General features: G+C 70.6%; 19 protein-coding genes. 12 read left to right on the top strand and 7 right to left on the bottom strand.

The window, feature by feature from the left end:
* Position 1: 1 nt before the first annotated feature.
* From OG246_RS26240 to OG246_RS26210, 7 genes are all read left to right on the top strand, one after another.
* Positions 2-1,240 (top strand): MurT ligase domain-containing protein, encoded by a 1,239-nt coding sequence (locus OG246_RS26240; protein ID WP_266468526.1) that lies wholly within the window; start codon positions 2-4, stop codon positions 1,238-1,240.
* Between the two features lie 19 nt (positions 1,241-1,259).
* Positions 1,260-1,988, top strand: coding sequence for a type 1 glutamine amidotransferase (locus OG246_RS26235; protein ID WP_266468522.1), 729 nt, complete (start codon positions 1,260-1,262; stop codon positions 1,986-1,988).
* A 187-nt stretch (positions 1,989-2,175) separates the two neighbouring features.
* Positions 2,176-3,201, top strand: a complete 1,026-nt coding sequence (locus tag OG246_RS26230) for a 6-phosphofructokinase (protein WP_266468516.1) — start codon at positions 2,176-2,178, stop codon at positions 3,199-3,201.
* A 147-nt stretch (positions 3,202-3,348) separates the two neighbouring features.
* On the top strand, positions 3,349-4,302 hold the full coding sequence (locus tag OG246_RS26225) for a cytochrome c oxidase assembly protein (protein ID WP_266468513.1): 954 nt from the start codon (positions 3,349-3,351) through the stop codon (positions 4,300-4,302).
* 160 nt (positions 4,303-4,462) lie between these two features.
* Complete coding sequence (locus tag OG246_RS26220) at positions 4,463-6,037, top strand: DUF6777 domain-containing protein (protein WP_266468510.1); 1,575 nt, start codon at positions 4,463-4,465, stop codon at positions 6,035-6,037.
* 39 nt (positions 6,038-6,076) lie between these two features.
* Positions 6,077-8,164 (top strand): serine/threonine-protein kinase, encoded by a 2,088-nt coding sequence (locus OG246_RS26215; protein ID WP_266468506.1) that lies wholly within the window; start codon positions 6,077-6,079, stop codon positions 8,162-8,164.
* A 93-nt stretch (positions 8,165-8,257) separates the two neighbouring features.
* Positions 8,258-8,440: a hypothetical protein gene (locus OG246_RS26210; RefSeq protein WP_266471043.1), complete on the top strand. Its 183-nt coding sequence runs from the start codon at positions 8,258-8,260 to the stop codon at positions 8,438-8,440.
* Between the two features lie 3 nt (positions 8,441-8,443).
* On the opposite strand, the gene OG246_RS26205 is transcribed toward OG246_RS26210, so the two are convergent.
* From OG246_RS26205 to OG246_RS26190, 4 genes are all read right to left on the bottom strand, one after another.
* Positions 8,444-9,649, bottom strand: coding sequence for a sensor histidine kinase (locus tag OG246_RS26205; RefSeq protein WP_266468502.1), 1,206 nt, complete (start codon positions 9,647-9,649; stop codon positions 8,444-8,446).
* Positions 9,650-9,833: 184 nt separating this feature from the next.
* Positions 9,834-11,561: a cation acetate symporter gene (locus OG246_RS26200; RefSeq protein ID WP_266468500.1), complete on the bottom strand. Its 1,728-nt coding sequence runs from the start codon at positions 11,559-11,561 to the stop codon at positions 9,834-9,836.
* Positions 11,562-11,563: 2 nt separating this feature from the next.
* A complete protein-coding gene (locus OG246_RS26195) occupies positions 11,564-11,923 on the bottom strand; it encodes a hypothetical protein (RefSeq protein ID WP_266468497.1) in 360 nt (119 codons plus the stop codon).
* A 10-nt stretch (positions 11,924-11,933) separates the two neighbouring features.
* The gene (locus OG246_RS26190) at positions 11,934-12,689 is read right to left on the bottom strand and encodes a LytTR family DNA-binding domain-containing protein (protein ID WP_266468494.1); all 756 of its coding nucleotides are present in this window, start codon (positions 12,687-12,689) and stop codon (positions 11,934-11,936) included.
* A gap of 145 nt (positions 12,690-12,834) precedes the next feature.
* On the opposite strand from OG246_RS26190, the gene OG246_RS26185 reads away from it, so the two are divergent.
* From OG246_RS26185 to OG246_RS26165, 5 genes are all read left to right on the top strand, one after another.
* Positions 12,835-13,338 (top strand): Lrp/AsnC family transcriptional regulator, encoded by a 504-nt coding sequence (locus OG246_RS26185; RefSeq protein WP_266468490.1) that lies wholly within the window; start codon positions 12,835-12,837, stop codon positions 13,336-13,338.
* Positions 13,339-13,461: 123 nt separating this feature from the next.
* Positions 13,462-14,274 (top strand): dimethylargininase, encoded by an 813-nt coding sequence (ddaH, locus tag OG246_RS26180; RefSeq protein WP_266468486.1) that lies wholly within the window; start codon positions 13,462-13,464, stop codon positions 14,272-14,274.
* Positions 14,271-15,497 carry an ornithine--oxo-acid transaminase gene (gene rocD / locus OG246_RS26175; RefSeq protein ID WP_266468483.1) on the top strand — a complete coding sequence of 409 codons (1,227 nt, stop codon included), beginning with the start codon at positions 14,271-14,273 and terminating at the stop codon, positions 15,495-15,497. The genes ddaH and rocD overlap by 4 nt, the downstream gene beginning before the upstream one ends.
* Positions 15,498-15,815: 318 nt before the next feature.
* The gene (locus OG246_RS26170) at positions 15,816-16,541 is read left to right on the top strand and encodes a 1-acyl-sn-glycerol-3-phosphate acyltransferase (protein ID WP_266468480.1); all 726 of its coding nucleotides are present in this window, start codon (positions 15,816-15,818) and stop codon (positions 16,539-16,541) included.
* Between the two features lie 43 nt (positions 16,542-16,584).
* Positions 16,585-17,610: an NAD(P)-dependent oxidoreductase gene (locus OG246_RS26165; protein WP_266468476.1), complete on the top strand. Its 1,026-nt coding sequence runs from the start codon at positions 16,585-16,587 to the stop codon at positions 17,608-17,610.
* A gap of 45 nt (positions 17,611-17,655) precedes the next feature.
* On the opposite strand, the gene OG246_RS26160 is transcribed toward OG246_RS26165, so the two are convergent.
* The 3 genes from OG246_RS26160 to ureG form a co-directional block, all read right to left on the bottom strand.
* The gene (locus OG246_RS26160) at positions 17,656-19,251 is read right to left on the bottom strand and encodes an alpha/beta hydrolase (RefSeq protein ID WP_266468473.1); all 1,596 of its coding nucleotides are present in this window, start codon (positions 19,249-19,251) and stop codon (positions 17,656-17,658) included.
* Positions 19,252-19,397: 146 nt separating this feature from the next.
* Complete coding sequence (locus OG246_RS26155) at positions 19,398-20,153, bottom strand: urease accessory protein UreD (protein ID WP_266470913.1); 756 nt, start codon at positions 20,151-20,153, stop codon at positions 19,398-19,400.
* Positions 20,150-20,827 (bottom strand): urease accessory protein UreG, encoded by a 678-nt coding sequence (ureG, locus tag OG246_RS26150; protein ID WP_266468471.1) that lies wholly within the window; start codon positions 20,825-20,827, stop codon positions 20,150-20,152. Before ureG ends, OG246_RS26155 begins: the two co-directional genes overlap by 4 nt.
* Positions 20,828-21,005: the final 178 nt, after the last annotated feature.

The raw sequence follows: 21,005 nt of genomic DNA, 5'->3' as shown, positions 1-21,005 counted from the left end.
GATGTCAGGCAACTCGGACCCGCTGACGCCGCGGGCCAAGCTGGCCGTGACGGCGGGCAAGGCGGCCGCGGCCGTCTCGCGGGCCGCCGGACGCGGAAGCGGATCGGTGATCGGCGGCCGGGTGGCACTCAAGCTCGACCCCGACCTGCTCGCACGGCTCGCCACACACCTGGACGTCATCCTGGTGTCGGCCACCAACGGCAAGACCACCACGACCCGGCTGATCGCGGAGGCGCTGCGCGCCGCGGGACCGGTCGTGTCCAACGCGCTGGGCGCCAACATGCCCGCAGGTATCACCTCGGCGCTCGCCGGGGGTTCGGACGCCAAGTACGCGGTCATCGAGGTCGACGAGAAGTACCTCTCCGGTGTCGCGCGCGACACCGACCCCAAGTGCATCGCGCTGCTCAACCTCTCCCGCGACCAGCTCGACCGGGCCGCCGAGACGCGGATGATGGCCGAGCACTGGCGCGAGGGCCTGGCCGGTTCCAAGGCCGTCGTGATCGCCAACGCCGACGACCCGCTGGTCGTGTGGGCCGCGTCCTCCTCGCCCAACGTGGTGTGGGTCGCCGCCGGTCAGATGTGGAAGGACGACGCCTGGTCCTGCCCGTCCTGCGGCGGTGTGATGCAGCGCCCCGGTGACGACTGGTTCTGCGGCGAGTGCGGCTTCCGCCGTCCGACGCCGAGCTGGGCGCTCTCCGGCGACCACGTCCTCGACCCGCACGGCTCCGCCTGGCCGATCCACCTCCAGCTGCCGGGCCGCGCCAACAAGGCGAACGCCGCCTCCTCGGCCGCCGTCGCCGCCGTCTTCGGCGTGCCACCGCAGGTCGCCCTGGAACGCATGTACCAGGTGCAGGCGGTGGCCGGGCGCTACGACGTGGTGCAGTTCATGCAGCGCGACCTGCGTCTGCTGCTCGCCAAGAACCCCGCCGGCTGGCTGGAGACGTTCTCGCTGATCGACCCGCCGCCGACCCCGGTCATCCTGTCGGTGAACGCGCGCGGCGCCGACGGCACCGACACCTCCTGGCTGTGGGACGTCGACTACACCCAGCTCACCGGGCACCCGATCTTCGTTCTCGGCGACCGCAAACTGGACCTCGCGGTGCGCCTGGAGGTGGCGAACCAGCAGTTCCAGGTCTGCGAGACCCTCGACCAGGCCGTGCAACTGGCGCCGCCCGGACGCATCGAGGTCGTCGCGAACTACACCGCTTTCCAGGACCTGAGGCGTCGTGTCGGCAACTGAGCCACGAAGGACGAAGAAGATGAGTGACAACAGCCTGCGTCTCGTGTGGATCTACCCGGACCTGCTGAGCACCTACGGCGACCAGGGCAACGCCCTCGTCGTGGAGCGCCGGGCCCGCCAGCGGGGCCTCGACGTCGCCCGTCTCGACGTACGCAGCGACCAGCCGATCCCCACCTCCGGCGACATCTACCTGATCGGCGGCGGCGAGGACCGGCCGCAGCGGCTCGCGGCGGAGCGGCTGCGCCGCGACGGCGGTCTGCACCGCGCGGTCGGCAACGGCGCGATCGTCTTCTCGGTGTGTGCCGGCTACCAGATCCTCGGCCACGAGTTCATCAACGACCTCGGGCAGCGCGAGCCGGGCCTCGGCCTGCTCGACGTGACCTCCGTGCGCGGCGAGGGCGAGCGGTGCGTCGGTGACGTGCTGGGCGACATCGACCCGCGCCTGGGCCTGCCCCCGCTGACGGGCTTCGAGAATCACCAGGGCATCACCCATCTCGGCCCCACCGCGCGCCCGTTCGCGAACGTGCGGCTCGGCAAGGGCAACGGCACGGGCGACGGCACCGAGGGCGCGTACAACGACACCGTCTTCGGTACGTACATGCACGGGCCCGTGCTCGCCCGGAACCCGCAGATCGCGGATCTGCTGCTGAAGCTGGCGCTGGACGTGAACGCACTGCCTCCGATCGACGACCGCTGGTACGAGGCGCTGCGCAGCGAGCGCATCGCGTCGGCCCAGCAGCCCGCCTGACCGTCGTACACCTCCTGTCCGACCTGCCGTAACCAGCCCGTCTGACGGCCCTTCCGCACAGGTGAGCGGGGTCGTCCAGCAGGCGGACGCACAGTGCTGCCCCGCCCCCTCCTGCCGTTAGGGTGGCGGGGTCCAGCCGGACAGCGTGGTCCGGTTCCCGGCCCACGTTGAGAAGGTATTTCGGGCTATGCGCATTGGTGTCCTCACGTCCGGCGGCGACTGCCCCGGTCTGAACGCCGTCATCCGGTCCGTCGTGCACCGTGCCGTCGTCGACCACGGCGACGAGGTCATCGGCTTCCGGGACGGCTGGAAAGGCCTCCTGGAGTGCGACTACCTCAAGCTCGACCTCGACGCGGTCAGCGGAATCCTGGCTCGCGGCGGCACCATGCTCGGCTCCTCCCGGGTCCAGCCCGCGCATCTGCGTGACGGCGTGGAGCGGGCCAGGGGCCATGTCGAGGAGCTCGGCCTCGACGCGATCATCCCGATCGGCGGCGAGGGCACCCTCAAGGCGGCCCGCCTCCTCTCGGACAGCGGCCTGCCGATCGTCGGCGTGCCGAAGACCATCGACAACGACATCGCCGTCACGGACGTGACCTTCGGCTTCGACACGGCCGTCGGCGTCGCGACCGAGGCCCTAGACCGGCTGAAGACCACCGCCGAGTCCCACCAGCGTGTGCTGATCGTGGAGGTCATGGGTCGCCACACCGGCTGGATCGCGCTGCACTCCGGCATGGCGGCGGGCGCCCACGCCATCGTCGTACCGGAACGCCCCTTCGACATCGAGGAGTTGGCCGCCAAGGTCGGCGAACGCTTCGAGGCGGGCAAGCGGTTCGCCATCGTCGTGGCCGCGGAGGGGGCGAAGCCTCGCGAGGGCACGATGGAATACGACGAGGGCGGCAAGGACGTCTACGGGCACGAGCGGTTCGCGGGCATCGCCCGCCAGCTCTCCCTGGAGCTGGAGGAGCGCCTCGGCAAGGAGGCCCGGCCGGTGATCCTCGGGCACGTCCAGCGGGGCGGTACCCCGACTGCGTACGACCGTGTCCTCGCCACCCGGTTCGGTTGGCATGCCGTGGAGGCCGCGCACCGGGGCGACTTCGGCAAGATGACGGCACTGCGGGGGACCGACATCGTGATGGTGTCGCTCGCGGAGGCCGTGGAGACGCTGAAGACGGTTCCGGATGAGCGGTACGCCGAAGCAGAGTGCGTGCTCTAAGGATTCTGGCGGCCGCGGGTTCGTCGTGGCTTGTCGCGCAGTTCCCCGCGCCCCTAAAGGGGCGCCCCGGTCACTGTCGGCTGCGGAGGCAGTTCTACTCTGGTCCGGACAGACTGCGCACAACCAGTACGAAACAGGAGCCGGCGGATGGATCACAGCGGGCACGGCACGACCATGGATCTGCCGCCGTTCACGCTGGGGCGGGGGCTCGAGTGGTCCGCGGACCCGTTCTTTCTCGTCGCCTGCCTGGTGGGGCTCGCGCTGTACGGCTGGGGGGTCGTGCGGCTGACGCGGCGGGGCGACAAGTGGTCGGTCGGCCGCACCGTCTCCTTCGTCATCGGTGTGCTGACCGTGATGCTCGTGATGTGCACCAGGCTGAACGACTACGGCATGGTCATGTTCAGCGTGCACATGGTGCAGCACATGGTGATCAGCATGCTGTCGCCCATCCTGATCCTGCTCGGGGCGCCGATCACGCTGGCGCTGCGCGCGCTGCCGGTCGCGTCGAAGCGTGGCGACAAGGGGCCCCGTGAGCTGCTGCTGATGTTCCTGCACAGCCGGTACATGCGGATCATCACGCACCCCGCATTCACGATCCCGCTGTTCATCGCGAGCCTCTACGGGCTGTACTTCTCACCGATCTTCGACTTCCTGATGGGCTCCAAGGTGGGGCACATCACGATGATGTGCCACTTCCTCGCCGTCGGCCTGGTCTTCTTCTGGCCGATCATGGGCGTGGACCCGGGGCCGCAGCGGCCCGGCTATCTGATCCGGATGCTGGAGCTGTTCGCGGGCATGCCGTTCCACGCCTTCTTCGGCATCGCGCTGATGATGGCGTCCGGGCCGATGGTCGAGACGTACAAGAACCCGCCCGCCTCGCTCGGCATCGACGCGCTCGCCGACCAGAACGCGGCGGGCGGCATCGCCTGGGCGTTCAGCGAGATCCCCTCCGTCCTCGTGCTGCTCGCGCTGCTCTTCCAGTGGTACGCCTCCGAGAGCAGGCAGGCCCGCCGCACGGACCGGGCCGCGGACCGCGACGGCGACAAGGAACTCGAGGCGTACAACGCCTATCTGGCCTCACTCAACGCACGTAGTCGCTGAATCCCCTACTGATCCTTTCAGTTCTTCCCGTCGCTGAATTCCCTTCTTTTTTCAGCTTGCGTGAAACGCATTTCTATTCAGTAGCATGGGGGCGAAGCCTCGCGTCCGGTCTCTTGTCCGGCCCGCGGGGTCCACGGGGGAAACCGCAGGGGGAGCGGTCATGACATTTCGCGTGTCCATGCAAAGGGCCGGATTAACGGCGGCCCACAGGATCGCTTTACTGCTGGTCGGCGTGCTGATGGTCAGCGGATGCAGCAAATCCGAACAGTTGTCCGCGGTACGGGCCATTGCCGCTGGAATATCGCAGGCCAATCCCTTCTTCACGGAGGACGGCAGCCTCGGCAAGGACATGAGCCTCCCCGAGTCCCGCCCGAGCGGCGGCATACAGGCCAGCAACAGCCCGGGGCTGTACGGCGGCGCGACCGGCGGAGACGACGGCGGGGCTGACGGCGCGGACGACGGCGCGACGGGCGGGGACGACGGTTCGTCGGGGCAGGGTGATGACGATGGGGCCACCGGTGAATTCGGCGGCTCGACGAAACCCGGCACCTGCGATGCGGAGAAGCTCAAGAACTTCCTCACCGACAGCAAGAACTCCGCGAAGGCGCAGGAATGGGCGCGGGTGCGGAATATCAGCACGGACGAGATCCCGGGGCATATCGATCATCTCACACCCGTCGTGCTGCGCCACGACACTCTCGTGACGAATCACGAGTACAAGGACGGCAAGGCCGTCCCCTTCGACGCCTTGCTGCAGACAGGAATCGCGATCCTGGTCGACCCGCAGGGACTGCCCGCGGTGAAGTGCTCCTGCGGTAATCCGCTCCTTCCCTACGAGGGAAACGTCGAGAAGACGTCGGTGCAGTTCAAGGACGGAAACAAGAAGTGGGCCGGCTATCAGCAGGACCGCATCGTGGTCGTCAAGCCGCCGCCCGGAGACCAGAAGATCGAGCGGCTCCAGCTCGTCGACGTCGATGACCCCGACCACGGGATCAACCGCCCGATCGGCACCGAGGGCGAGGCGGACAAGTCCTTCGACACCCACGCGGAACTCAGGGTTCCGGCCGTCACGGGGATGACGTTCGCCGCGGCGGCCCAGCGCCTGGCCGACGCGGGCTTGGTGATGACGTACGACGGCGACTCCCTGCCCGCCGACGACGCCCTCGTCACCGCGTCCCGGCCCACCGAGGGCAGCACGCTCGAGTGGGGCGCGCCCGTGACGCTGTCCGTGCAGGGCGGACCCGACGACAGTGGCGGCGGCACGACCACTCCCCCGGACTCCGGAGGAGCCACCACGGGCCCGGGCGGATCGAGCACCGAGCCCGGGGAGTCCGGCAGCGGACCCGGCGGGTCCAGCACCGGCCCGGGGGAATCCAGCAGCGGGCCGGGCGGATCCGGCCCCACTCCCGGTACGACGTCACCGGTGCCTTCCAACGGGTCGTCCGGCCCCTCGTCGCCGGGCGGCGGATCACCGTCCGGCGGCGGCTCCGACTCGCCGGGGACGTCGCCGCCTCCGGGGTCGGGGTCGGGCGGTGGGACGAGCTCGTTACCGCCGCCGAGCAGTCAGACGCCGCCGAGTACGCCTCCGCCCAGCATGCCGACCAGCGCGTCGGCCGCCCCCACGAAAACGGAGTCCGCCTCGGCCGGCCCGACAGCTACCGGGCCGACGGCGACCGCACCGTCATCGGCCGAGCCGACGTCCGGCAGCGCACCGGCGTCGAGTGCACCGTCCTGACCCGCGTACGAACCAGCGCAGAACCCGGGGAGCGACCGGATGGCACAAGGATCACCACAGTCGGGAGTGGGCCGGATCATCGCCGGCCGGTACGAGCTCACGGACCAGGTGGGTTCCGGCGGGATGGGCCATGTCTGGCTCGCCCACGACCGGCGGCTCGACTGTGACGTCGCGCTCAAGGAGATCAGGTTCCGCTCGGCGCCGGGGGCCGGTGAGGAACACGAGTCCCGGATCGCGCGGGCCCGCGCCGAGGCCCGGCACGCGGCGGTGCTGCGGGGACACCCGCATGTGGTGACCGTGCACGACGTCCTGGAGCACGAGGGTCTGCCGTGGATCGTGATGGAGTACGTGGCGGGAGCGGAGGACCTGCGCGACCGGCTGGCCCGGCGCGGCCCGCTGGCCCCCGACGAGTGCGCCCGGATCGGCCTCGCGGTCCTGGACGCGCTGACCGCCGGTCATGAACGCGGCATCATGCACCGGGACGTCAAACCCGCCAACATCCTGCTCGCGCCGGACCGCACGGGCGCGCCCGGCTCCAGGGTCCTGCTCACCGACTACGGCATCTCCGTCCAGCCGGACTCCGCCGAGACGCGCTGGACCCTGACGTCCATCCTGGTGGGCACGGCCGGGTATCTGGCGCCGGAGCGTGCCACGGGCGGGCCACCGACCGCGGCGGCCGATCTCTTCTCACTGGGCTGCACCCTGTACTTCGGTGTGGAGGGCTTCGGTCCGTTCGACCGCGACACCGATCTCGCCGCGGTCACCGCCGTGGTCCTGGAGGAGCCGCCGCCGCCACGGCGGGCCGGTGCCCTGGGGCCCGTCATCGAGGCACTGCTGACCAAGGATCCCGCGCAGCGGATCTCGGCGGAGGACACGGCGGCGGCGCTCGCGCGGATCATCACGCCCCAGCCGCACCCGAGTACCCAGGTGGACGGAGGGTCGCAACCGCCCTGGGCGGGGCTCGTCACCTCAGACGGGACTCCGGCGAGCCTGCTTCCGCCGGGTGCGGCACCACCGGGCCGCAGTTCCGGCGGCCCGGCCCAGGACCAGGGCCTCGCCGCACCCCGCCCCTACACCCCGCCCGCCCACGCCACTCCGTCCCCTACTCCTTCCCCCACCGCCCACCCCGCGTACGCCCCCACGTCCCAGGCACCCGCCGCCCCGGCCACGTACGGCTCACGGCCGGGCCAGGTCTTCGGCCCACCGCCGCCCAGCAACCCGAGCACCCCGCAGCCCGGTCACGGCTACGGCCCGCCCTGGTCCGGAGGCCCGCCCACTCCGGTATCCGGCCCCTCGGGCAGGCGGCGCCGCAAACGCCCCCTCCTGCTGCAAGGCCTTGCGGCGCTGCTCCTCGCGCTGGGCCTCGCCGCGGGCGGGGTCTGGTACGCCATGGCGAACAAGCCCGTGAAACCGTACGGCGGCACGGTCGGACTCTCCGAACCACTCCGGAAGGGCGACTGCGTCCGGGGCGATCCGCCGCCCTCCTCCGTGGCCGGGGTGCCGCCGCTCACGCTCGATCCGAGCTGCAAGGACATGGTCCCGGACGGGCAGGTGATGGCGCTGTACAAGACCGCCTCGTACGAGGAGGCGAGCAAGCGGGGAGCGGCCCGGTGCGAGGAGCTGACGGAGAAGACCGCGGGGAAACTCGCGTGGAACGTACGGAGCATGGCGGTGGTGCCCACGCGCGAGGGCTTCGACGCCGCCGGCGGCAATGTCGCCTGCCTGCTGGTCGGGAAGCACGGGCCGGTGTACGGCCCGCTGGGCGAGCTGCGCCCGTACGGGATGACCTTCGAGGACGCGACCCAGATACAGCGGGAGGACTGCCTCGGCCATGTGGACGGGGACGCGCGTGCGAACACGCACTACGACCTGGTCGCCTGCGACAAGGAGCACATGGGGCGGGTCGTGCAGATCACCCACCTCAAGAGCGTCTCGTCCGGCCAGGACCCCGACAAAGAGGCGGACAAGCAGTGCGCGAAGGACGCCCCGCCGGAGGAGTTCGACTACAGCTCCGACCAGTACTGGAGTCATGGTCTGCGCAGCACAGGGCTGTGGGCCAAGAAGTACTACCTCGTGGTCTGCGCCGTCGAGCACCTCGACAAGACCCTGATGCGCGGAGGCGAGTAGGCGGCCCGGCCCTGGCGAATCACGCCCTGCCGGGTGAAAATGGGCCCAAGGCCACGGCCCACGTCGCGGACCCGCCCCGAGGAGGGTGCTGAGATGCCCGGTTCGATGCCCGGTTCTACGCCTGGTTCGACGAAGACGATGGGAGTGCTCACCGTGGGCGGGCTCGTCGTCGTGACGGCCTACACGGTGGCGCTCGGCAGCAACGGCTGGCTGTGGTTCGGCTGGGTCGTGCTCGGCCTGATCACGCTGGGGATGGTGGCCTCGCGCAGCACCTGAGGCTCACTGGCGCGGGAGCGGCGCGGCCGAATGTACGCCCGGCTGGTATTTCGGCAGCCGGGCGGTGATCTTCATGCCCGCTCCCACCGCGGTCTCGATGACAAGGCCGTAGTCGTCCCCGTACACCTGGCGCAGCCGGTCGTCGACGTTGGACAGTCCGATGCCGTCCGAGGGGCTGACCTCTCCGGCCAGGATGCGGCGCAGCCGGTCGGGGTCCATGCCTGTGCCGTTGTCCTCGATGACGACGAGTGCCTCGGCGCCCGCGTCCTGCGCGGTGATGCTGATGTGGCTCTTGTCGGTCTTGCCCTCGAGTCCGTGCTTGACGGCGTTCTCCACGAGCGGCTGGAGGCAGAGGAAGGGCAGCGCCACCGGCAGCACCTCGGGCGCGATCTGCAGCGTGACCGAGAGGCGGTCCCCGAAGCGGGCCCTGACCAGCGCCAAGTAGTGGTCGATGGCGTGCAGTTCGTCTGCGAGGGTGGTGAAGTCGCCGTGCCTGCGGAACGAGTAGCGGGTGAAGTCGGCGAATTCCAGGAGCAGTTCGCGGGCGCGCTCCGGGTCGGTGCGGACGAACGAGGCGATCACCGCGAGCGAGTTGAAGATGAAGTGCGGGGATATCTGGGCGCGAAGCGCCTTGATCTCGGCCTCGATCAGGCGGGTACGGGACTGGTCGAGGTCGGCGAGTTCCAGTTGCACCGAGACCCAGCGGGCGACCTCGCCCGCGGCCCGGACCAGGACGGCGGACTCGCGGGGCGCGCAGGCGACGAGCGCTCCGTGTACCCGCTCGTCGACGGTGAGCGGGGCGACGACGGCCCAGCGCAGCGGGCAGTCGGGTTCCTCGCAGGTGAGACGGAAGGCCTCGCCTCGGCCGGTTTCCAGCGGTCCTGCGAGCCGCGCCATGATCTCGGTGCGGTGGTGCTCCCCCACTCCGTCCCAGGCGAGGACGGTCTCCTGGTCGGTCAGGCACAGCGCGTCGGTGCCGAGGAGAGTGCGCAGGCGGCGGGCGGACCGGCCCGCCGTCTCCTCGGTGAGGCCCGCGCGCAACGGAGGCGCGGCGAGCGAGGCGGTGTGCAGGGTCTGGAAGGTGGCGTGCTCGACGGGGGTGCCGAGCCCCCCGAGGCTCCCGGGCCGCGCGGTGCGCCTGCCGAGCCAGAAACCGGCGGCGAGGAGCGGGAGTACGGCGACGCAGAGCCCCGCGATGAAGCCGCTCATGACGTGACCTCCGTGCGCACGTGTCGCCTCATGACGTGACCTCCGCGAGCGCCTGTCGCCTCATGGCTCGGCCACCGCGCGCATGCCACCCCATGACGCGGCCTCCACGCGCCGTGCCACCTCAATACGTGGCCTCCTCGGGCACGTATCACCCCAAGACCCGACCTCCCCCCGCCGTGCCGCCTCATGCCTTGGCCTCCGCCCGCACCTGGCCCCGGGCCAGCTCCTCCGGCAGATGGAAGCGCGCCAGGATCGCCGCGGTGCCCACCGGCACCCGCCCCGGCGTGGCGAGGGACACCACGATCATCGTCACGAACCCGAGCGGCACCGACCACAGTGCGGGCCAGGCGAGCAGGGCGTGCAGCGGACCGGTGCCCGGAAAGCCCGCCATGGTCGCACCGACGGCGACGAGCGCGGAGCCGCCGCCGATCAGCATTCCGGCGGCCGCGCCCGGCGGGGTCAGCCGCCGCCACCAGATGCCGAGGACGAGCAGCGGGCAGAACGAGGACGCGGACACGGCGAAGGCGAGCCCGACGGCGTCGGCGACCGGCAGCCCGCCCACGAGCATGCTCGCCGCGGCCGGCACCGCCATGGCGAGCACGGTGCCCAGCCTGAAGTGCCGTACTCCGCGCGAGGGCAGCACGTCCTGGGTGAGCACGCCGGCCACCGCCATGGTCAGTCCGGACGCGGTCGACAGGAACGCCGCGAAGGCCCCGCCCGCGACCAGCGCGCCCAGGAGGTCGCCGCCGACTCCGCCGATCATCCGGTCGGGCAGCAGCAGTACGGCCGCGTCCGCCTGCCCGGTGAGGGTGAGCTCGGGGGCGTACAGCCTGCCCAGCGCGCCGTAGACAGGCGGGAGGAGGTAGAAGGCGCCGATCAGGCCGAGTACGGCGACCGTGGTGCGGCGGGCGGCAACGCCGTGCGGGCTGGTGTAGAAGCGGACGACCACGTGGGGCAGTCCCATCGTGCCGAGGAAGGTGGCGAGGATCAGTCCGTACGTGGCGTACAGGGGGCGTTCCTCGCGGCCCGACGCCAGCGAGGTGGACATGCCGCCGTTGCTGCCGCGGTCGGCCGCCGGGACCGGGTCGCCCTTGGTGAAGGTCAGCCGGGTGCCGCGCTGGATGTGGTGGACGCCTGCCGGGAGTTCGACCCGCTCGTCCTCGTACCGTCGACCGTCGACGGTGCCCGTCGCGGTGACGCCCAGCGGCTGGGAGAGCTTCAGGTCGAGGCTGTCGTCGACGCGGACGACGCTCTGCTCGCGGAAGGCGGCGGGTTCGTCGAAGGCGTCGCGCGGGGCGCCGTCGCTCTGCCAGGCGAGGACCAGGAAGAGCGCGGGGACCAGCAGGGCGGTGAGTTTGAGCCAGTACTGGAAGGCCTGCACGAAGGTGATGCTGCGCATGCCGCCCGCGGCGACGGTGGCGACCACGACGACCGCGACGAGCACCCCGCCGAACCAGTCGGGCGCGTCGGTCAGCACGGCCAACGTCAGTCCCGCGCCCTGTAGTTGGGGCAGCAGATACAGCCAGCCGACGCCGACGACGAAGGCACCGGCGAGGCGTCGCACGGCCTGTGAGCCGAGCCGGGCCTCCGCGAAGTCGGGCAGGGTGTACGCGCCGGAGCGGCGCAGGGGGGCGGCGACGAACAGGAGCAGGACGAGATAGCCGGCCGTGTAGCCGACGGGGTACCAGAGCATGTCGGGGCCCTGGACGAGCACCAGGCCCGCGATGCCCAGGAAGGAGGCGGCGGAGAGGTATTCGCCGCTGATCGCGGCCGCGTTGAGCCGTGGACCGACGGTGCGCGAGGCGACGTAGAAGTCGGAGGTGGTTCTGGAGATGCGCAGGCCGAACGCGCCGACCAGGACGGTCGCCACGACCACCAGGGCGACCGCGGGGACGGCGTAGTTCTGGTCCACGTTCAGCGGTCCTCGACCAGGCGCACGAAGTCCCTCTCGTTGCGTTCGGCGCGGCGCACGTACCAGCGGGCGAGCAGCACCAGCGGCGGGTACACGCAGAATCCGAGCACGGCCCACTCCAGGGTCGCGCCGTCCGGCATCGCGGCGAACACCAGGGGCAGCGGTGCGACGAGCAGCACCAGGACCGCCAACACCACGAGTGCCACCCGGAGTTGGCTGCGCATGAGCGAGCGGACATAGGTGTGGCCGAGGGTGGTCTGCTCGTCGATCTCGGTTCTCGGCCGGTAGTAGCCGGTCGTCCTGCGGGTGCGCCGGGGCACACCGGTGACCGTGACGCGGCGTTCGGTCGGATCCTGTGGCACGCCGCCCCCCTCAGCTCGTGGTCCGGCGCAGCAGCAGGTCGCGCAGTTCGCGGGCGTGACGGCGGCTGACCTGGAGTTCGACGGAGTCCACGAGGACGCTCACCGTGCCCGCGTCAAGCCGGAGTTCGCCGATGTGGCGCAGGGCGACGAGGTGGCGGCGGTGGATGCGGACGAAGCCCCGGGAGCGCCAGCGCTCTTCGAGGGTGGACAGCGGGATGCGTACGAGGTGGGTGCCCTGGGCGGTGTGCAGGCGTGCGTAGTCGCCGTGTGCCTCGACGTGGGTGATGTCCTCGACGGCCACGAAGCGGGTCACCCCGCCGAGCTCGACGGATATGTGGTCCGGGTCGGGTTCGTGCACGGGTATCAGCGGGGCGGCGTCCATGAGCTGGGCGGCGCGGCGTACGGCCTCGGCGAGGCGCTCTCTGCGTACCGGCTTCAGGACGTAGTCGACGGCCTTGAGGTCGAAGGCCTGGACGGCGAAGCCCTCGTGGGCGGTGACGAACACGACGAGCGGCGGCTTGGCGAATCCGGTGAGCAGCCGGGCCAGGTCGAGGCCGTCGAGTCCGGGCATGTTGATGTCGAGGAAGACGACGTCGATCGCCTCCGGGCCGTCCGGGCCGGACTCCAGCGCCCGGTTGATCCGGCGCAGCGCCTCGGTCGCGTCGCTCGCGCCCTCGGCGCCGGCGACCCGGGGATCGGCGTTCAGCAGATACAGGAGTTCCTCGAGGGACGGTTGTTCGTCGTCGACGGCGAGGGCGCGCAGCATGAAGGTGGAGTGTAGGAGGAATTCCCACGTCTGGACATGTGCGGGACGTGGAGGCTGCCGCTGGACGGGCGTGGATGCCGCCGGGGAGCGGCGTGGAAGTCGCCGCCGCACGGGCCTGGCGGGTGTCGCTGGATACAGTGCCGCCATGAGCAGCAAGCCCGCGATGTTCGACGACATCGACCGCAAGATCATCACAGCCTTGATGGCGAACGCGCGGACCAGTTTCGCGGAGATCGGCGCGGCGGTCGGGCTCTCGGCCACGGCGGTCAAGCGCCGTGTGGACCGGCTGCGCGAGACCGGCGTGATCACCGGGTTCACGGCCACGGTGAAGCCGGCGGCGCTCGGCTGGCGTACGGAGGCGTACGTGGAGGTGTACTGCGAGGGCGCGGCCCCGCCCCGGCGGATCGCGGAGGTCGTGCGCAACTACCCCGAAATCGCCGCGGCCATGACCGTGACCGGCGGCGCGGACGCGCTGCTGCACGTACGGGCCACCGATGTGGAGCACTTCGAGGAGGTGCTTGAGCGGATCAGGGACGAGCCGTTCATCCGGAAGACGATCAGCTACATGGTGCTGTCCCATCTGCTGCCGGAGGCTCCGGAGGCGGGGGCGACCCACCCCGCCCCGGGTGACGCATCAAACATGCGCTGAGACGTCTGAAGACGCAGCAATCCTGCGCAGACACGCAGCTCTCGTCGCTTGTCGCACGTATCCCCCGTTTCTTACCGTGTAGGCACCGTCAGCCAACACCGCAGGAAGCGGAGGAACCTCTCTGTGCCCGACAGCCGTGTGCAACGCCCCCGGCGTTTTCTCGTCTGCGAACCCAGACACTTCGCCGTGCAGTACGCGATCAATCCCTGGATGCACCCGGACACACCCGTGGACGTGGACCTCGCCCGCGACCAGTGGCAGGCGCTGATCCGCGCCTACCGCACCCACGGCCACACCGTCGACTCCGTCGAGCCGGTCGCCGACCTCCCGGACATGGTGTTCGCGGCGAACTCCGCGCTCGTCCTGGCGGGCCGCGTCTTCGGCTCGTACTTCCATGCCCCCCAGCGGCGCCCCGAGTCCACGGCGTACGAGACCTGGTTCAAGTCGGCCGGCTTCGACGTCTACCGCCCGGAGTCGGTGTGCGAGGGCGAGGGCGATCTGATCCCCGTGGGCAGGTACGTCCTGGCCGGCACCGGATTCCGTACGACCCGCGAGGCCCATCGCGAGGTGCAGGAGTTCTTCGGCGTCCCGGTGATCAGCCTCCAGCTGGTGGACCCGCTCTTCTACCACCTGGACACCGCGCTGTTCGTGCTCGACGACGAGAACATCTGCTACTACCCGGAGGCGTTCTCGCCCGGCAGCCGCGAGGTGCTCGCGCGGCTCTTCCCGGACGCGGTGCTCGCCACCCGCGAGGACGCCATGGCCTTCGGCCTCAACTCCGTCTCCGACGGCCGGCACGTCTTCGTCTCGCCGGGCGCCGAGGCGCTCGCCGGCCGGCTCGCGGACCACGGTTACGTCCCTGTCCCCGTCGACCTCTCGGAGTTCCACAAGGCCGGCGGCGGAATCAAGTGCTGCACTCAGGAGATCCGCTCATGACCGCTCCCGCGCTCACGCGTACGTCCGAGGAACTGATCCGCGCCGAGGCGCCCGTCCTCGCGCACAACTACCACCCGCTGCCCGTGGTCGTCGCCCGCGCCGAGGGCACCTGGGTCGAGGACGTCGAGGGCCGTCGCTATCTCGACATGCTGGCGGGCTACTCGGCCCTCAACTTCGGTCACCGCAACCCGGTGCTGATCGAGGCCGCGCACCGCCAGCTCGACCGGCTGACGCTCACCTCGCGCGCCTTCCACAACGACCGGCTCGCCCAGTTCGCCCAGTCGCTGGCCGAGTTGACGGGCCTGGACATGGTGCTGCCGATGAACACGGGCGCGGAGGCGGTGGAGAGCGCCGTCAAGGTGGCCCGCAAGTGGGCGTACGAGGTGAAGGGCGTCGCACCCGACCAGGCGACGATCGTCGTGGCCGCCGACAACTTCCACGGCCGTACGACCACCATCGTCAGCTTCTCCACGGACGAGACGGCCCGTGCGGGCTTCGGGCCCTTCACGCCGGGTTTCCGGATCGTCCCGTACAACGACCTCGCCGCGCTCGAAGCGGCCGTCGACGAGACGACTGCGGCCGTGCTGATCGAGCCCATCCAGGGCGAGGCGGGGGTCGTCATCCCGGCCGACGGCTACCTCGCCGGCGTCCGCGAGCTGACCCGCCGCAAGGGCTGCCTGTTCATCGCGGACGAGATCCAGTCGGGTCTGGGCCGCACGGGCACCACCCTCGCCGTCGAGCACGAGGCGGTCGTCCCGGACCTTCTCCTCCTCGGCAAGGCGCTCGGCGGCGGCATCGTGCCGGTCTCCGCGGTGGTCGGGCGGCGTGACGTGCTCGAAGTACTGCGTCCCGGCGAGCACGGTTCGACCTTCGGCGGCAACCCGCTCGCCGCGGCGGTCGGTTCGGCCGTCGTCGAACTCCTTGAGACCGGTGAATTCCAGCGCAGGGCGGCCGAGTTGGGCGTGGTCCTGCGGGACGGTCTGGCCGCGCTCGTGGGCCGGGGTGTCGAGGGCTTCCGCGCGCGCGGCCTGTGGGCGGGCGTGGACATCGATCCCGCCATCGGCACGGGCCGCGAGATCAGCGAGGGCCTGATGCGCGAGGGCGTCCTGGTCAAGGACACGCACGGTTCGACGATCCGGCTGGCCCCTCCGCTGACCATCACCGGCGACGAACTGCGGTCGGCTCTCGGGGCGTTGGAGAAAGTTCTGACGCGAGGCGCCTGAAAACGGCGCGGCGGACCCGGGGAGCGAGGACCCGGCCCGGACGCAGAACGGGGGTGGGCGACCACCCGCGGCACGTGCGGCGAGACGCCGCTGGGGCGACACACCGGCCGGTGTGTCGCCCCAGCGGCGTCCCCACCTCGGTCAGCCGAGGCGCCAAGGAAGTGGCCGGTCCGGCATGATCGGCAGAGGTTCAGCAGGAGGCCGGTAAGGCACCGTTCCAACGGACCACACCTGCCCATACACTGACACCCCACCGCGCGCCGCTGACCTGCTAGAACGCGGCGGTTGAGCCGATCCGCCGGGGCGAGGAGCAACCACATGTTCTACTACGTGCTCAAATACGTGCTTCTGGGTCCGCTGTTGAGACTGGTCTTCCGGCCTCGGATCGAGGGCCTTGAGCACATCCCGTCGTCGGGGGCGGCCATCGTCGCCGGCAACCATCTGTCCTTCTCGGACCACTTCCTGATGCCCGCGATCCTCAAGCGCCGCATCACCTTCCTCGCGAAGGCCGAGTACTTCACGGGCCCCGGCATCAGGGGCCGGCTGATCGCCGCCTTCTTCCGCAGCGCCGGGCAGATCCCGGTGGACCGCTCGGGCAAGGACGCGGGCCAGGCCGCGATCCGCGAGGGGCTCGGCGTCCTGGCCAAGGACGAACTGCTGGGCATCTACCCGGAGGGCACCCGCTCCCACGACGGCCGCCTCTACAAGGGCAAGGTCGGCGTCGCGGTGATGGCCCTGAAGGCCCAGGCACCCGTCATCCCCTGCGCGATGATCGGCACCTTCGAGGCCCAGCCGCCGGGCCGGAAGATCCCGAAGATCCACCCCGTCGCCATCCGCTTCGGCAAGCCCCTCGACTTCTCCCGCTACGCCGGGATGGAGAACGAGAAGGCCATCCTGCGCGCCATCACCGACGAGATCATGTACGCCATCCTCACCCTCTCCGAGCAGGAGTACGTCGACCAGTACGCGGCCGTCGTCAAGGCCGAGGAGGCAGCGGAGCGCGCGGAGAACGCCCGCAAGTTCCCACGGCTGCCGCTGAGTTGAAAGCCCGGCAGCACTAGCCGTACGTCCTGTACATTTTATACGTATGAGACGTGCTGTAGTGATCGGAGCGACAGGGCAGATCGGACGCGCGGCCGTGGGCGCGCTCGCGCGGGACGGCTGGGAGGTGACGGCCGCCTCGCTCGGCGGCGGCCGGGACGGAACCTGGCCGGAGGAAGTGCGCTCCGCGCGGCTCGACCGGGCGGACGACGCGGCGCTGGCCGAGGTGATCGGCGACGGCTGCGACGTGCTCGTCGACATGGTCGCCTACGGGGCGGAACACGCACGGCAGTTGGCAGGGCTCGCCGATCGCGTCGGCTCGGCAGTGGTGATCTCCAGCGTGTCGGTGTACGAGGACGACAAGGGCCGCGGTTTCGACACCCAGTCCGAGCCGGACGGGTTCCCCGAGTACCCGGTGCCGATCCCCGAGAGCCTGCGCACCGTGCGGCCCGGTGACGACACGTACAGCAGCCGAAAGGCCGCGCTGGAGCACGAACTCCTCGCGGCCGCCGACCAGTTGCCGACGACCCTGCTGCGCGCGGGCGCCATCCACGGCCCGTACTGCCGCACACCCCGCGAGCTGTATGTCGTCAAGCGCAACCTCGACAGCCGGCGCAGACGGATCCTCGCGTTCGGCGGCACGAGCCGCTTCCATCCGGCGAGCGTCCACAACATCGCCGAGCTGATCCGCCTGGCTGCCGCGCGGCCGGGGCCGCGTGTCCTCAACGCCTGCGATCCCGAGGCGCCCACGGTGGCCGAGATCTGCGCGGCGATCGACGCCGTGATGGGCGTCGAGACGGAGAGCGTTCTGGTGGACGGCCCGCCGCCCGCTCCGACCGTGGGTGACACCCCGTGGACCGTTCCGGCTCCCATGGTCTGCGACATGTCGGCGGCCGAACGGGAGTTGGGCTACCGCCCGGTGGTGGAGTACGCCGAGTCGCTGCCGGAGACGGTCGCGTCGATCGAGCGCCAACTGGCCGGACGGGACTGGCGGGAGGCGTATCCCAAGATGTTCCAGGCGTACGGGGATCTCTTCGACTACGCCGCCGAGGACGCCTGGTCGGCGACATGAGCGAGGGGCGGCCGGAGATCCGGCCGCCCCTGCCTTCGTGCGTGGTTACGGCTTGGGCGTGGCGTGCGGCGCGCACGTCACATCGGCCGCGTCCGTCTTCCCGGTGAGCAGGTAGGTGTCCACCCGCGTGTTGATGCACGGGTTGACCAGGCCGGTCACGCCGTGCGAGCCCGCGTCCTTCTCGGTGATCAGGCGGGAGCCCTTGAAACGCTGGTGCAGTTCGACGGCGCCCTCGTACGGGGTGGCGGCGTCATTCGTGGACTGCACGATCAGGACAGCAGGCAGGCCCTTGCCGGTCTTCACGTTGACCGGGGTCTGCTGCTTGGCCGGCCAGGTGGCGCACGGCAGGTTCAGCCACGCGTTGGCCCAGGTCATGAACGGGTAGTCCTTGTTGAGCCGCGTGTTGTCCCGGTCCCACTTCTTCCAGCTGGTGGGCCACTTGGCGTCGGTGCACTCGACGGCCGTGTAGACGGCGTTGCCGTTCTCCGCGGAGGCGTTGCCCGCGGTGTCCGACAGGTCGGGTGCGGCGGCGTCGACGATCGCCTGCGTGTCACCGGCGACGTACTGGCTGAACACGGTGGCGACCGGCACCCACGAGGAGTCGTAGTACGGGGCGCTCTGGAAGAAGCCGATGAGCTCGGCGGGACCGACGACCCCGCCGATCGGGTTCGCCTTCGCGGTGGCCCGCAGCTTCAGCCACTGGTCCTGCACCTCGGCCCGGGTGTCGCCGAGGTGGAAGGTCGCGTCGTTCTTGGCGACCCAGTCCTCCCAGTCCTTCCAGCGGCCCTCGAAGGCGACGTCCTGGTCGAGGTTGGCCTCGTACCAGATCTTCTCGCGCGACGGGTTGACGACACTGTCGACGACCATGCGCCGGACGTGCGTCGGGTACATCGTGCCGTAGACGGCGCCGATGTACGTGCCGTAGGAGACGCCCAGGAAGTTGAGCTTCTTCTCGCCGAGTGCGGCCCGGATGACGTCCAGGTCGCGCACGGTGTTCGGCGTGGTCATCTGCGGCAGCATGTCGCCGCTGCGCTCGGCGCAGCCGTCCGCGTACTCGGCGGCAAGCTTGCGCTGGGCACGCTTGTCCGCCTCGGAGTCCGGCACGGGGTCGGCCTTGGGCGCCTTCACGAACTCCTGCGGGTCGATGCAGGAGATGGGCGCCGAGTGGCCGACACCGCGCGGGTCGAAGCCCACGAAGTCGTACGCCTTCGCCGTGTTCGCCCAGATCGGGTTCTTGTTGGTCACCCGGGTCGGGAAACGCATGCCGGAGCCGCCGGGGCCGCCCGGGTTGTAGACGAGGGCGCCCTGGCGCTCCGCCTGCGTGCCCGTGTTCCCGATGCGGTCGACGGCGAGCTTGATCTTCTTGCCGTTCGGGTGGGCGTAGTCGAGCGGGACGGTCACCCAGCCGCACTGGATCGGCTTCACGAAGCCCCAGTCGGCCGGACAGTCCTGCCAGTCGATCCCGGCCTTGGCGGCCCGGTCCGCAGCGATCGCCGCTCCGCGGGCCTCGCGGTCCTGCCCGTGGCCTGCGTCGGCGGTGGCCGACGGAGCCGCCACGGCTCCGGCTATCAGGGTCGCCGTGACGAGCGCTCCGGCCGAACCGAGCGCTGTCACCCGTTTCGTCGGTCTGATGCCCCTCAAGTGGGACCTCCCCGTACATCGTTGCGATTGGTACGGGGATCCTTTCGGCTGTGAGGTACCTGAGAACAGATGCCGCGTGGGTTCTTTACTAATCCGATAACCGGTGAGAGCTGCCCCGTTGAGCGGAGACAGCCGCATCATGGGCCTCAGTCGAGCGAACTCAGCGCCTCGTCCAGCACCCGCCGCAGCCGCAGCGCGTCCGACGCCAGCGCGGTCACGAGCACGGCGGGACCGGCGAGCGGCATGAGCGAGGCGTAGTCGCCAAGGAGCCGCGCCTGCACTGGTACGTCTGCGAACTCCGGCCGTACGACGAGCAGTTGACCCAGCGCACGATGCCCTGCCAGGACCGCGGGACCGTCCCAGCCGCCGGGGGCGCCCGGTCCGCAGGACAGCTCCTGGTCCAGCAACGGCCGTCCGTCGAGCCGCACAGTGAGACGGCTGCTGAGCCGACCGGGTTCCTCACCCGCCCGACCTAGTACCTGCTCCTCCCGGAAGACGAGCCGGGCTCCGGCCGCCAGCTCGATCCGCGAGGAGACGTACAGATCGCTCCCGTTGGCGGAGATCAACTGCTCGGGCAGCCAACGCAGCTCACCCCCGTCGGCCACCTTCAGGCGCACGTCGTAGCGCGACTCGCCCTTGGCCTGTCCCGGCAGGGCGATGGTGGCGGCCGCCGACCCGATGTGCAGCCGGGCTCCTTCCGCGGCCTCCGCCTCCACGGTGAAGTGGTCACCGCCGAGCGGGCCGCTCATCGCGCCGACGAGCATGACCCGCGCCTCGGATCCCACGCCCCGGGTGCGCCGCAGGGCGAGCGGCCCGTCCCCCTCGAGCACCGGCAGGGAGGTACCGCCCCGGCCGTCGTCCTGCGCCCCGATCCGCGCGGTGGCCCGTACCCCCGTCGTCATGCCGTCCACGCGGCGAGCCGCTCCCGCACCCACGCGGCGACGTCCGCGACCCCGCCCTCGGCCCGCAACGACTGGAACACCACAGGCAGTTCGGCCCGCTGCGTCTTCGCGTCGGCGGCCATCCGCCCCAGATCGGACCCGACGTACGGCGCAAGGTCGGTCTTGTTGACCACCAGCAGGTCGGCCGTGGTCACCCCGGGCCCGCCCTTGCGCGGGATGTCGTCCCCGCCCGCCACGTCGATCACGAAGATCTGTGCGTCGACCAGCCCCTTGGAGAAGGTCGCGGTGAGGTTGTCGCCCCCGGACTCGACGAGGATGAGGTCCAGCGGACCGACCTCGTCCTCCAGATCCTCGACCGCTTCGAGGTTGGCGGAGATGTCGTCCCGGATCGCCGTGTGCGGGCAGGCCCCCGTCTCCACTGCAGTGATCCGCTCGGGCGGCAGCACCGCCTCACGCAACAGGAACTCGGCGTCCTCACGCGTGTAAATGTCGTTCGTGACAACGGCAAGGGACAACTCCTCGCGCAGAGCCCGGCAGAGCGCGGCGACGGTGGCGGTCTTGCCCGAGCCGACCGGCCCACCGAGCCCTATACGGAGGGCCCGGCGGGTGCCATCGGGACGGTGGGCGTCGGCGCTGAGAGCGGAGGGCCCGTCGTGGGAGTGGTCGAGGTGCATGGTGGCGGCTCCAGATGGTGGCTTTTCAGCTCTGGCCAGGGGGTGATTTCAGCCTCGGCCAGGGGTGGTGCTTTTCAGCTCCGGTCAGGGGTAGCGCTCTTCAGCTCCGGCCGGGGAGAGATCTTTCAGCCCGTCCGGCGTTTGAGGACGAGGTCGTTCAGGCCGATACGGGGGTCTG

This window comes from Streptomyces sp. NBC_00620 (genome assembly GCF_026341825.1).
Classification (GTDB): Bacteria; Actinomycetota; Actinomycetes; order Streptomycetales; family Streptomycetaceae; genus Streptomyces.
Note: the sequence above shows the minus strand (reverse complement) of the source record. Positions and strands in the feature narration are given on the sequence as shown.